Source organism: Chlorogloeopsis fritschii PCC 6912, from assembly GCF_000317285.1.
In the GTDB taxonomy this organism is placed as follows: domain Bacteria; phylum Cyanobacteriota; class Cyanobacteriia; order Cyanobacteriales; family Nostocaceae; genus Chlorogloeopsis; species Chlorogloeopsis fritschii.
The window spans coordinates 123,654-136,950 of record NZ_AJLN01000063.1 but is presented as its reverse complement, the minus strand read 5'-3'; the positions used below and the strand labels follow the sequence as shown (position 1 = coordinate 136,950).

Below are 13,297 nucleotides of genomic sequence, written 5' to 3'. Positions count from 1 at the left end.
ATAACGTGAATCAAGATTCTTCGTGTCCCCGCGTCCCTTTGTCCCCGTGTCCTCTTCCCAATCCCCAATCCCTAACTAGCAACTGCCCGTTTATAGGCTTCATCCAGCACTTCTGAAAGTGTTGGGTGGGCATGAACTAGATGAGCAAGCTTATGAACGGACTGGCGATTGGCGATCGCGGCTGAGGCTTCGTGAATTAAGTCTGAGGCGTGTATACCTATAATATGAACTCCCAGAACTTCGCCCGTATCCTTGCGATAAATAACTTTAGCCATACCGTCAGCTTCGCCTTCTGCTAGAGCTTTGGAATTACCTTTGAAGTAACTTTTTGCGACTCCAACTTCAAATCCTTCAGTGGTTCCTTTTTCCTTCGCTTGTGCTTCTGTTATGCCCACGTAACTAATTTCCGGATGAGTAAACGCTGCTGCGGGAATACTGTGATAGTCTACTTCTTTGTACCTGCCACAGATATTTTCTACAGCGACGATTCCTTGGGCTGAGGCAGCGTGTGCTAACATCATCTTGCCAGTAGAATCACCTATTGCCCACAAATGTGGCACTGGTTCACCCGCACTCAAAACGGCCATACTATCATTAACTGGAATAAAATTGCGGCGATCGAGTTCCACACCGACGGATTCTAAACCGAGGTTTTGAGTAGCAGGTATGCGCCCTGTGGCTACCAAGCAAGCATCAACTTCTAATGTGTCCACATATTCTTTGGTTTTGAAGTCGGCTAATTCTATCACCACCGGCGAACCAGGAATTACTTTCCTAGCATAAATTCCCACATAAGTTTCAATATCGCGGGGGGTAATTAGCACCCGTTCGGCAAGTTTGGCAATATCGCGATCAAATCCCGGCATTAATTGATCTAGGGCTTCGATCATAGTGATTTCGCAGCCCAATGCCGAGTAAACATCAGAAAATTCTAAGCCAATGTAACCACTGCCAATGATTGCTACCCAATCTGGCAACCATTCCAACTTTACGCCTTGGTCGCTAGTAAAAACTGTTTTGCCGTCTACTTCAATGCCGGGAGGAACAAAAGGAACGGAACCGGGGGCAAGAATAATATCTTTAGCAGTAATAGTTTTCTCGCCGCTATCGGTTACAACTGCAACCTTTTGTACGCCTGCGATTTTGCCCCAACCCCGGATGATATCAACTCCGAGACGTTTGAGGCTGTTGGTTAAGTCTCCTTGAATTTTAGCGACAAGATTGTTGGCGTGCTCGGCGATCACCTGACGATCAAACTGTACGCCGCCCAGTTGAATTCCTAGCGCCTTGAGATGGTGAGCATCTTTTAACTCCCGCACACGTCCTGAAGCTGCCAGCAAAGCCTTAGACGGAATGCAGCCTCGGTTAACGCAGGTTCCTCCCATATCCGCTGCTTCAACAATAGCTGTCTTTAAACCGCAGCTAACGGCGTGCAAGGCAGCTCCGTGTCCGCCCACTCCAGCGCCGATAATAACTAAATCGTAATCAAATCCTTGACTCACGTTTGTTTCCCCGCGTGCTTTGCCCTATTTATTCTTAACTGACCAAGCAATCAGTGCAAGTCCCCTTAATTGTAGGATGTTGCTAAATCAAATTTATTATTTAAGCTACCAGGGGTTAAAATATAATGCCCATAAGGGTTATAGCTCCCTGTGCTCAATTACTGTTATGCTTGATACCTCCTACTTTTAATTAGCTCATGAAGTGTAGATTCTGTATTTGCCATGAGTACTAGATAATTGAAAATTTGCTTAGAGTGCTGCTAATACGCCTAATATCAGGAGTATTGCATTCAATTCTAATACCTACGCTGATTTTGAAACGTCTCTTCCAAATGCGACAAAGTTTCTACAAACATTTCCTCTGCTAATTGATGTTTTTTTGCTAATTCATTTAAATCTCTTATTGAATAGAGCGCATCTACACGCGCTACAACTTCTGGCGGAAAATCTCGGTTAAAATATTTAAGAAGCATAAAGTCATATCGATATGGTCGATACAACATTCCCAAAAGTTCTATTAAAGGATTGAGGGTGTAATTGTGGTACTTAGCCACAGCTTCCGCAAAATGTCCGCGCAAAATCTCTTTTTGAACAAATAATTGTCTAAAATTAAAAGTCGTTTTTAAAGAGACAAATCTCTCTTTCATTTTTGCAAAATGCTCTGTTGTATCTAAATGAGTTGGCACAACAAGATTAGCTTTATCAAAAGCAATTACTGGATTACCATGTCGTTCTACATCTAAAAAATCATTGCGGCTACTGCGCTTCATGACAGCAAAATCTATAACCAAAAAAGGACTAACTCCAGCTAATTGGTAAAAACATTGCGAATGACCGTGCCATGTAGGTTCAGGTACTCTATACTTCAAGCTAATTTCTGAAATGGTTTGCAAAGCTGCTTCAACAATTTGGAAGGTTTCTTCAACATAATTGTCTTCAACAATCACCTCGATATCAATATCAGACCACTCATCTGTATATCCGTGTGCAGCCGAACCACCTTGCCAGAATGCTAGAACAAAATCTTGTGACTGTAATTCCCTAATAAGAACTTGTAAAATTTTGTCTCTCATGGTGAAATCTAAAAAAAACAGAGTCACTTATAATTTCAAATGCTAACTGGAATTTTGATAATAAACTCAGTTCCTTTCCCAGGAGTAGAGACACATTCTAAAATACCACTATGTTTTTCTACAACTATTTGATAGCTAATGGATAGTCCTAATCCAGTTCCTTGCCCAACAGGCTTGGTCGTAAAAAAAGGATCGAATATTCGCTGTCTAATGTCTTCTGTGATACCTAGACCATTGTCTGCAATCCTTATTTCCACATAATCAGTATTCAAAATTTCGGTGGAGATGCGGAGCGTCAAATCAGGCAAACTAACATTAGGATCTTGAATTTGTTCTTTACTTGGCTTTGAGTACCTTTGTTCCAATTTTTCTTCTAGGGCATCAATAGCATTACTCAAAATATTCATAAAAACTTGATTTAGCTGCCCAGCATAACAATCAATCAAAGGGATATTTCCATATTCTTTGATAACAGTGATACTCTCACGATTAAGGTTTTTTTTGAGGCGATGTTGTAGAATTAATAAAGTACTATCAATACCTTCATGAATATTAACTTCTTTTTTCTGGGCTTCATCTAAACGAGAAAAATTTCGCAAAGAGCAAACAATTTCTTCAATACGTTGACTGCCTGCCTTCATGGAAATCAAAATTTTGGGTAAATCTGTAGTTAAAAAGTCTAAATCAATTTTATCAATTAAATTTTGAATTTCTATTTTTGGTTGGGGATAGTGCTTTTGGTAAAGGTTGATAAGTACAAGTAAATCTTGAATGTAAGAAGTGGCATAATCTAAATTACCAGCTACAAAGTTAATGGGGTTATTAATTTCGTGGGCAATACCAGCAACAAGTTTTCCCAAGGCAACCATTTTTTCATTTTGTACCAATTGTGTGTGATTGTCCTGAAGTAGACGTAAATTTGTTGTGGCGATGTGAGATTGTTCTGTGGCCTGCTGTAATTGAGCAAGTGTTAAGACATGAATTTGAGAATGAGCTAGAAGTAACTGGTGAAAATCAATGAGTCGATTTTGCCCCGATTCTACTGCCACTACAATCGGCTCATAGACAAGTTCAAAGGAGCGTTGTAGTGCAATCTGAGTCGCTTCTACAATCGTTGTATTTTCAGAGAGTACAAGACTTTCTGGTTGTAGCCAATTGTAAAGTTTTTCAATAGGTTTATGAGAAAATAATCCCAAACTATACGGTCGGCTCATATACTCATAAAATTTCTGCCGTGAAATCATTCCTACGTAATGCTGATTTTGAACTAAGAGAATTCCTGGTAGTAAATTTTCTTGTTCAAATAATTTAAATAATTCTTCAACTGGACTATTAAATTCTATGTAAACTTCCCAGCCAGTTAACTCGTGTAAAACAGAATTTAAACTTAGTTTTTGTTCTGTAACTTTTCCATTTAGAGGGCAGTATGAGTAACCATATCTCTGTTCAGTTTGGAAGTTAGAATTTAGAAGTTTAACATGATTGAATATATTCCCTGTCATATTTACTATTTTGGTTGAAAACAACTATTTATATCTTTGTGAATCAAAGAATAATAAAATCATTACAACCATATCTGATAAATACAGATTTTAAATCCGAGGAATTTCTTAATAATTTTTTCTTAATCTTGAAATTTTATTAATTAAAGATTTGGAAGTAAAAATTATGATGAAGCGATAATTCTATATAATCAAAGAAGTTTTTTTAATCAATTAGGTATACGTTGTTCAGCAAGGGTTATTTAACCAAATATCTTTTAATATACAAGGGTGGATAGCGTCCACCCTAATTGCTTAAACAAGTGCTGCCTTGCTTACACGCTTTGCCAAAGGTGTTGCCACCATCTGCATTCCTGCTGGTGCAGCTAAAGTCAAACCACGTCGTACTGGGCGCACAGAGCGTTTGTGAACTAGAGACACTTGAAAGCTAGACAAAATAGTCGCTAATACAAGTTTCATTTCATACATAGCAAATGCCATCCCTATACAACGACGATTTCCGCCACCAAAGGGTAAAAATTCATAAGGGGAAAATTGCCGTTCTAAAAACCGTTCTGGTTTAAATTTTTGAGGCTGTGGGTATACTTGTTCGCGATGGTGGGCTAAGTAAATATTGGGAGCAATTGCCGTTCCTGCTGGCAGTTTGTAACCCATAATTTCGATGGGGGATTTAACCACCCTAAAGAAAGCACTCATGATAATTGGGTAGATGCGTAGAGTTTCTTGGCAAACCGCTGTGAGGTAGGGCAATTTAGCGATCGCACTCGGATCTTGTGGATCGTCTAGTGTGTCTAGTTCCGTTAGCAATTTTTCTCGTACCTCTGGTAAATAGGCAACCCAGTAAAATGCCCAAGTCAATGCGGAAGCAGTGGTTTCATGTCCTGCTGTGAGCAAAGTCATTAATTCATCGCGTAATTCTTCGTCTGACATTGGTTTTCCGCTTTCATCACGGGCAGACATCAATAAATTGAGGATATCTTGGCGATTTTGTCCAGATTCTGCCCGACGTTCTCGAATTAAAGCATAAATTAATTCATCAATTTGTTGCCTTAACTTTTGCATTCGTCCCCACAGACTCCAAGCACCGAAATCTGTTTGTAGAAAACTGAAAAAGAAGCTAGCGGACATTAAGGGAGAACCAATTAACTCCAGCAAAGAAGTAATTAATTTTCGCAGTTCTTCTAAACGCTGTCCCTCATCTAAGCCAAATACTACCCGTAAAATCACGCGGAGAGTAATTTCTTGCATTGAAGCACGAATATTGAAGGGTTTACCAATCTGCCATTCATGACTTACTTGTTGGGCTATTTTACAGATTGTTTCACCATAAGCACGCATACGTAAACCCGAAGGGGCTTGTCGTGAAACATCGCCATGAAAAGGAGGTGCTAATAATTGACGTTGACGCTGGTGACGCTCTCCATCCAGTAAAATCAAAGAATAATCACCAACCAAAAATCGTAAAATTCGGTTTCCTCTACCAACCTCAAAATGACTCGGATCTGCGGTAAAAATCTGCTCTAGTGCTTGAGGATGGCTGAAGTGGACAAGAGCGTTCTCTTTACTAGGCCCCCAAAGAGTGAAAGCATCTCCATAGGCTTTGGCAAAATCTTCGACGTATCGCAAAGGCTGCAGAAAAAATTTTACCCGCCGCAGAAAAATTGGCATACTGGGGCCATCAGGAAAGCTATTAATTGCTGTCATAGTCGCTTATGTTTTTAGCGCTTCTGAATTATTCTATTGTGACGATTTCCTATACTCTTCGTGTCACATAACGCGGTATATTCGGTGAAGTCAGCGTCGGAAAGAATCTGTGCCAAGAATTATCGCTATCCTCAACGGCAAAGGTGGAGTTGGAAAAACAACTACCGCAGTTAATCTGGCTGCTATTTTTGCAGAAGAAAAAAAGGTACTTCTGGTAGATGCAGATGTTCAAGGTTCTGCTAATTGGTGGTTTGGGCGCAATCCAAAAGCGATGGGATTTGACTTATCTCAAATCACAGATCCCAAACTTTTAGCTGATTTGCGTAAGATAGAAGGATACAGTTTAGTGGTGGTCGATACGCCTCCAGCGTTACACTCTCAAGCATTGGCGGCAGTAGTAGCGATCGCAGACTATTTAGTGTTGCCCACACCGCCAGCACCAATGGATTTAGCTGTATTAATCGACACTGTAAAAGAAGCAGTAACCCCTGCGGGAATTCCTCACAGGGTGCTTCTTACTAAAGTAGATACGCGGAGTTTGGGGGAAGCACTGGAAGCACAAAATACGCTCATGCAACTAGGGATTCCCGCTTGTAATGCCTTTATTCGTGCTTATAAAGCTCACGAAAGAGCAGTGTTAGAAGGTGTGGCAATTACTCAATGGCGAGGAAAAAATGCACGGGAGGCACAATCAGACTATCGCCGCGTAGCTGATGAATTACAACGTGATTGGAGGAAATAGAGATCATGCCCAGGAAACGTCCATCTGTATCCGACGTGCTACAAGAAAAAGCACAAAATATTCCCTCAACAGAAGGCGAAATCGTGATTGATGTTACTGCCCAAGAAATTAAGGAAGAAAGTACTTCAACAACAGAAGCATCTTCTACCCAAAAAGAAGATAAGGTGTCATCTTCAAATCAAGTAGATGTAGAAGCTACTGTTAAAAAACTGCAAGCAGATTTAGAAAAAGTACGGGAACAGGCACGTCATAAAGAAGAATCACTACAACAGCAAATTAGTGAATTACAATCAGCCTTATCTGAAAAAGCTGCTTTAGAAAAATCACAGGAAAAAGCACGTCATAAAGAAGAATCGTTACAACAGCAAATTAGTGAATTACAATCAGCTTTATCTGAAAAAGCTGCTTTAGAAAAATCACAGGAAAAAGCACGCCAGAAAGAAGAATCGCTACAACAGCAAATTAGTGAATTACAATCAGCCTTATCTGAAAAAACAACATTAACAGAGCGTTTCTCCAAAGAGCTTTACGAAGCCAAACAAGCAGCTTTGCAACTTGCAGAAGCAAACTCTAAGCTGACAGAAGAACTTAACAATTTGAAACAAGAAAAAGAAAATCAGACTAAGAAGAAAAAGGAAAAAGAAAGCATTGCACCACTCACCTACAGAAAATCCTATCGTCATATAGAAAAGTTACCACTCAAACAACCTGAAGAATCTACTGATAACTCTTCTCAAATGTGGTTACTTGATTAATCATTGTAATTTTAGATTTTTGATTTAGCTAATCTCAAATCTAAAATTTCTTGATTGACTAACTAAAATTACAAAATCCTCAACATAGCCAAAAAATCACCTGTCAATATTCTCATGTACAATTTTCTGCCATACGCTTACTTTCAAAACAAATTTGTTCCTTTCGCAGAAGCAACGCTTTCTATTGCTACCCATGCTTTGCACTATGGAACTGGTGCTTTTGGTGGATTGCGCGGTATTCCAGATCCACAAGATTCTACACAAATTTTGCTGTTTAGATTAGATCGTCACTGTCAAAGATTAAGTCAAAGTGCTAAGTTCTTGCATTACAACTTGCCACCAGAGAAAATCCAAGAAATTATAGTTGACTTTGTTAAAAAAAATCAGCCCAATACTTCTTTCTATATTAGACCGTTTATATTTACTTCTGATTTGGGTATTGCCCCCAGACTACACAATATTGAGAAAAGTTTTGCTATTTATGGATTAGAATTAGGCGATTATTTATCTCCAGAAGGAGTCAGTTGCCGTATCAGCTCGTGGTGTAGACAAGAGGATGTTAGTTTTCCGCTCCGAGGGAAAATTAGTGGAGCTTATATTACTTCTTCTCTTGCTAAAACAGAAGCTGTTGAGTCTGGTTTTGATGAAGCAATTTTAATGAATTCTCAGGGGAAAGTCAGCGAAGCCTCTGGTATGAATATTTTTATTGTCAGGAATGGAAAAATAATTACTCCTGGATTTGAACACGATATTCTCGAAGGAATTACTAGAGATAGTGTTTTAACAATTGCTCAAGATTTAGGTATCCCCATTCAAGAAAGAGCTGTGGATAAATCTGAACTTTTGATTGCGGATGAAGTTTTTCTCAGTGGTACAGCAGCTAAAGTTGTTCCTGTGAAAAGAATTGAAAATTATTATTTACCAGAACATAGACCTATTACTGAAAAACTTAGAGAAAAACTCATAGCAATTACAGAAAATCGAGAACCTAATTACCGCGATTGGGTATTTCCGATTTCTATATAATTATCGATTAATATTATGTAAGCTTCCCGACTTCTCTAAGAAGTTGGGGAGCTATGTTTTTAGTTTATTTGTGTTGACTTACTTACTAAACTTTAAAAAAGAAAGTGATTCTGAAAACTCAGAATCACTTTCTCAACTTCCTAATCGGAAGTGATATGAAAATTTACTTTGATTTTTCAGTCACAGGTACCCACTCGGTGTGGAAAGTTCCTGGTTTGTCGAGCCGTTCGTAGGTATGTGCTCCAAAGTAATCGCGTTGTGCTTGGGTGAGATTTTGAGGCAAGCGATCGCGGCGATAGCTATCAAAGTAATCTAAAGATGCACTAAATGCTGGCACGGGAATTCCCAATTTTGCTGCGGTTGCCAACACTTCGCGCCAAGCTGTTTGTCTGTCGAGAATTGTTTGCTTAAATTCGGGAGCTAATAAAAGGTTAGGCAGGGCTGGATCTTCATTGAAAGCTTTCTTGATTTTGTTCAAGAATCCAGCACGAATAATACAACCGCCCTTCCAAATCCGTGCCAATTCACCTAGCTTCAAATTCCAGTTATAGGTTTGTGAAGCTTTAGACAGAAGTGCCATGCCTTGAGCATAAGAACAGATTTTAGAGCAATATAGGGCATCACGCACCATATTGATAAAGTCCTTGGTTGAGCCGCTATACTTGCCGCTAGGGCCTGTCAGTACCTTGGATGCTGCTACCCGTTCTTGTTTGTAAGAAGAAATAATTCGGGCATTTACTGCTGCGGTGATTGTGGGGATCGAAACTCCCAATTCCAACGCAGTCTGTACTGTCCAGCGTCCGGTTCCCTTTTGTCCTGCTGAGTCTACAATTAACTCAACCAAAGGTAAACTTGTGTCTGGGTCAATGTAGGGGAAGATATTGGCAGTAATCTCAATCAAAAATGAATTGAGTTCGTCGGTGGTGTTCCACTCAGCAAAAACTTCGTGTAGTTGCTTGTGATCGAGTCCAGCGGCGTTTTTCAGCAAATCGTAGGCTTCGGCAATTAGTTGCATATCGCCGTACTCAATGCCGTTGTGTACCATTTTTACATAGTGACCGGAACCACCAGGGCCAATATAGGTTACACAAGGGCCATCATCGACTTGAGCGGCAATTTTATTGAAAATTGGCGACAGATACTGGTAAGAGCTTTCTGTTCCTCCAGGCATCAAGGATGGGCCGTTTAGTGCTCCTTCTTCACCGCCACTGACGCCCATACCAATAAAACGAAAACCAGCAGGTTCTAATTCTTGGGTGCGGCGATCGGTATCCTCAAACCAAGAGTTTCCACCGTCGATAATGATATCGCCTTCATCAAGCAAGGGTCTAAGTTGAGCGATCACTGCATCTACTGGCTTACCAGCTTGCACCATGATCAGGATTCTTCTTGGACGTTCTAGAGAGGCGACAAAATCTTCCAGGGTATAAGCAGCTTTAACGTTCCTACCCTCGGCACGCTCCGCCATAAATTTATCGGTTTTGTCGCGGGAGCGATTATAAACTGCGATTGGGAAGCCGTTACGCTCTACGTTCAGAGCGATATTTTCTCCCATCACGGCCAAGCCAATCACACCGAAGCTTTGTAGTGTCATAAATGATTTTGGCTAACTCTTCCAGTTATCTTTAGGGTAGTCCGAGATTTTCGCTTCTCCCCTAAAGAAGACATTAAGAGTTAATTCACAGACTATAAATGCACGTCCGACACAGATAATAAATTTTAATTTGTATTGAAATCAACAATTGTCTTGCAAAATTTGCAAAATTAGTTAGTGATTATGTAAAAGGAGTAACCAGAAAATGCTGGCATATATCCTGGCGCTGGTAGTTGGTTTTGGTAGTATTGCGATTTACATGGCTGCTTTCTTTTTTCCAGAAATACATCGCAAAAATGATTTTATCTGGAGCGGTGTAGGGTTGTTTTACGCCTTAATGTTATGGGTGTTTGCACCACGCTTATCAGGATGGCTTTTATTAGGACACGCGGCTAGTGTTGCACTTTTGGTTTGGTTTGGTTGGCAAACGCTTTCACTACGCCGCCAGTTGACGCCTAAGGTACAACAAACTCCAGTACCCACTACCCAGGAAGTACAGACAACTATTGAAGAGCAGGTGAGTAAATTATCGTCTTTGCAGGAACGACTCGGCCAAGTACAAAATAGTTTGAGCGGCGTTATTTCTGGTTTGCAAGGTCGATTCCAAAAGACTACAGCTAAAAAGGCACCTGAAACGACAATTAAAGAAGCGATCGCCCCAACCACAGAAAAACCTGCTGTTGAGGTTGTTGACAATCGCACTTCGACGACAGAACAATCAGCAGAAGCGATCGCACCTACACAAACAGAAGCCAAAACCGAGACTGTACCCGAAGCAATTCCACCCCATCCCCCATCTCCCGAATTGGTAGAGGCTGCGCAAGAAGCTGCTGCCGAGGCGCAGGAAGTTGTAGAAAATTTAGAACAAATTCCGCTTGAAGAAATTGCTCCCGATGCTGAACTAGCTCCACCAGCAGAAGTTCCTCCCGAACAAATACCACCTAGCGATCGGGCAACTTAGTCTATTTAGATCCCCGACTTTTTAGAAAAGTCGGGGATCTGCGTGTTTAGTTATTTGAGTCACGAGTATTTCCCCCATTGCCAGTCATAATTTTCTCAATCGATTGTTTATGCTGGCACGTATCATACAGTGGGCAGTTACAGCTTTTTGGTTTCGATGATGACTTTGGACGTGGCAGAAACAACAGCACGAAACCAATGAGAAGGGCTACCACGATTATTGATTCCATAATCGCAACAATTAGGTGTAAGTGACTTACTTGTTAGTCTACCGAAAAAAAGATACTTGGAAGTATTGCTGTGAAACTCGCATACTCGGTATTTAAGGATTACATAACCGTAAGGTGGGCACTGCCCACAATCTAAAAATAAGGGTTTGAGGAAAGTTAGCCAGTGCCCATCCTACAAACTTGCTGGCGCTGATGGAGGGGATTGCCGCGAGGTGTTCCCACAGTAAAAATACGCATAATATAAAATTGATGCAGGTAGAATAAAAATTGTGAGCGATCGCATTGGCGATGACGACTGGCAAAATCAGCAAATAGTGTTTTGATAATGCGCTATTGTATAAATCCCCACTGTCCAAATCCTCTCGATCCATCTAATGCAAACACTTCTAAGTGTTGTCACTGTGGCTCGGAAATACTATTGCAAAACCGTTATTGGGTAGTAGAAAGGCTAGGAAAAGGAGGTTTTGGTAACACTTGGGTAGTAGACGATCGCGGCACGCCCAAAGTTTTAAAAGTTCTGACAGACAATAACTCAAAAGCCATTGAGCTTTTTCAGCAGGAAGCAAAGGTTTTAAGCCACCTGCAACACCCTGGGATTCCAAAAGTAGATTCTGATGATTATTTTACAGTTCTCCCCAAAGGTAGCTCTGCGCCGTTACACTGTCTGGTAATGGAAAAAATTGAAGGGGTTGATTTAGAAAAATGGATGCAATCACGCCACCATCAACCAATCTCTCAAACTCAAGCTCTCGATTGGCTTAAACAACTGGTTGAAATTTTATCTCTAATACATTTCCAACAGTATTTTCATAGAGATATTAAGCCTCAAAATATCATGCTCCGACCCAACGGACAGCTTGTTTTAATTGATTTTGGGGCAGTGAGGCAAGTTACTACAACCATATTAGCTGGAGTTTGCCATACCAGAATTGTATCCAAGGGGTATTCTCCGCCAGAGCAACAAAACGGTTATTCAGTACAACAATCTGACTTTTTTGCTTTAGGACGTACTTTTGTTTTTCTGCTGACAGGCAAAGAACCTCAAGATGCAGCTATCTACGATCCTTTAAATAACAAGTTAAATTGGCGCGATCATGCATTGCATATTTCGCCACTTTTTGCAGATTTAATAGACTACTTAATGGCTCCTACCGCCAGTCAGCGCCCTCAGAATCCGCAGGTAATTTTGCAATGCTTGCAGAAGGTTGAGCAAGATTTAAGTCAGTCAAATAGGCGATCGTCAAACACACTCATCCAAAAATTTCAAAAATTAGCTTTACCTTTGGCGACTACAGCTATTTCGCATCCAAATTTGAGAACTAAACGATTATGGAAAGTTCTCATTGGTTCGGGAGTAGGATTGTTAGCTGCTTCAGCATTGATTGTCAACCTCAATAGTGTCAAAAAATCGGTTTCTACAACTACATCAGATGCTGGTATTACTCCTATTTCAACTCCCGCATCAATACCTAAAGCTACTAAACAATATAAAGAGAAAACTAGAAATATCAGACTATATCCAATTTCAAATCCTAAAAATACAACAAAAGTCAGACAGATAAAAACAATAGTTACCAAAGAAAAACCAAAAAAATCTCAAGCCAATATTAAGAGTAGCCAACCAAAAACTTATTCTAAAAAACAAAAAGAGCAGCCGATAAGTTTTAGAGCAAAACAAAAAAGGTTAAACACGCTCACCAAAAGGAATAATACTCTTAATACCAAAGTGGAAAAAAGAAGTCTTATCAGACTTAGAATTGGTCAGGGCATCAAGAAAAGCTTCAGTTACAGTAAATCTATAGAACGTATCTTTCAAGATAAAAAAATACCAGAAATAAATATCAGTTTGCCAAAACCAAGGACAATATTAATTAAACAAAAAGCACCAAAGTTGAATATTGATTTAACAAAACCAAGAAAAATATTAGTTAAACAAAAACTACCGAGATTAAATATTAATTTACCAAAGCAAAGGAAAACATTAGCTAAACAAAAAATATCTGGTAAAAATCGAAATCATAAATTCGATAACAGGATGAGAATGAAGCTAAAAACGCATCACAAAAGAATTAAGAGAAAAGGGAAATAATACCAATTTAAAAAATGATTGTGACAGATGGATTTATGGAACCCAGTATAATTGTGCCCTCAGACTAGAAGTCTAGGGCTACACGAGCAAAGCCCACCTGCGCGGGCTATGTATTGCTAA

Annotated in this window: 11 protein-coding genes; 5 read left to right on the top strand and 6 right to left on the bottom strand. The window is 39.9% G+C overall.

Annotation, left to right across the window (positions count from 1 at the left end):
* Window positions 1–71: 71 nt before the first annotated feature.
* From lpdA to UYC_RS0110940, 4 genes are all read right to left on the bottom strand, one after another.
* On the bottom strand, window positions 72–1,502 hold the full coding sequence (gene lpdA / locus UYC_RS0110955; protein ID WP_016876885.1) for a dihydrolipoyl dehydrogenase: 1,431 nt from the start codon (window positions 1,500–1,502) through the stop codon (window positions 72–74).
* 296 nt (window positions 1,503–1,798) lie between these two features.
* Complete coding sequence (locus tag UYC_RS0110950) at window positions 1,799–2,575, bottom strand: nucleotidyltransferase domain-containing protein (RefSeq protein ID WP_016876886.1); 777 nt, start codon at window positions 2,573–2,575, stop codon at window positions 1,799–1,801.
* Window positions 2,576–2,610: 35 nt separating this feature from the next.
* Window positions 2,611–4,077 carry an ATP-binding protein gene (locus tag UYC_RS0110945; RefSeq protein WP_016876887.1) on the bottom strand — a complete coding sequence of 489 codons (1,467 nt, stop codon included), beginning with the start codon at window positions 4,075–4,077 and terminating at the stop codon, window positions 2,611–2,613.
* Between the two features lie 294 nt (window positions 4,078–4,371).
* Window positions 4,372–5,781, bottom strand: coding sequence for a cytochrome P450 (locus UYC_RS0110940; protein WP_016876888.1), 1,410 nt, complete (start codon window positions 5,779–5,781; stop codon window positions 4,372–4,374).
* 109 nt (window positions 5,782–5,890) lie between these two features.
* On the opposite strand from UYC_RS0110940, the gene UYC_RS0110935 reads away from it, so the two are divergent.
* The 3 genes from UYC_RS0110935 to UYC_RS0110925 all read left to right on the top strand — a co-directional run bounded on the left by UYC_RS0110935 (window position 5,891) and on the right by UYC_RS0110925 (window position 8,304).
* The gene (locus tag UYC_RS0110935; RefSeq protein WP_016876889.1) at window positions 5,891–6,523 is read left to right on the top strand and encodes a ParA family protein; all 633 of its coding nucleotides are present in this window, start codon (window positions 5,891–5,893) and stop codon (window positions 6,521–6,523) included.
* A 5-nt stretch (window positions 6,524–6,528) separates the two neighbouring features.
* Complete coding sequence (locus UYC_RS0110930; RefSeq protein ID WP_016876890.1) at window positions 6,529–7,278, top strand: hypothetical protein; 750 nt, start codon at window positions 6,529–6,531, stop codon at window positions 7,276–7,278.
* 114 nt (window positions 7,279–7,392) lie between these two features.
* A complete protein-coding gene (locus UYC_RS0110925; protein ID WP_016876891.1) occupies window positions 7,393–8,304 on the top strand; it encodes a branched-chain amino acid transaminase in 912 nt (303 codons plus the stop codon).
* Window positions 8,305–8,467: 163 nt separating this feature from the next.
* Here the strand turns inward: UYC_RS0110925 and gndA are convergent, their stop codons facing one another.
* Window positions 8,468–9,898 carry an NADP-dependent phosphogluconate dehydrogenase gene (gene gndA / locus UYC_RS0110920; protein ID WP_016876892.1) on the bottom strand — a complete coding sequence of 477 codons (1,431 nt, stop codon included), beginning with the start codon at window positions 9,896–9,898 and terminating at the stop codon, window positions 8,468–8,470.
* A 205-nt stretch (window positions 9,899–10,103) separates the two neighbouring features.
* On the opposite strand from gndA, the gene UYC_RS0110915 reads away from it, so the two are divergent.
* Complete coding sequence (locus UYC_RS0110915; protein WP_016876893.1) at window positions 10,104–10,859, top strand: Ycf66 family protein; 756 nt, start codon at window positions 10,104–10,106, stop codon at window positions 10,857–10,859.
* 321 nt (window positions 10,860–11,180) lie between these two features.
* Here the strand turns inward: UYC_RS0110915 and UYC_RS0110910 are convergent, their stop codons facing one another.
* A complete protein-coding gene (locus UYC_RS0110910) occupies window positions 11,181–11,459 on the bottom strand; it encodes a hypothetical protein (RefSeq protein ID WP_016876894.1) in 279 nt (92 codons plus the stop codon).
* Between UYC_RS0110910 and UYC_RS0110905 the strand changes: the two genes are divergently transcribed.
* Window positions 11,414–13,177 carry a serine/threonine protein kinase gene (locus UYC_RS0110905; protein ID WP_026087620.1) on the top strand — a complete coding sequence of 588 codons (1,764 nt, stop codon included), beginning with the start codon at window positions 11,414–11,416 and terminating at the stop codon, window positions 13,175–13,177. The genes UYC_RS0110910 and UYC_RS0110905 overlap by 46 nt on opposite strands.
* The last annotated feature ends 120 nt before the right edge of the window (window positions 13,178–13,297 follow it).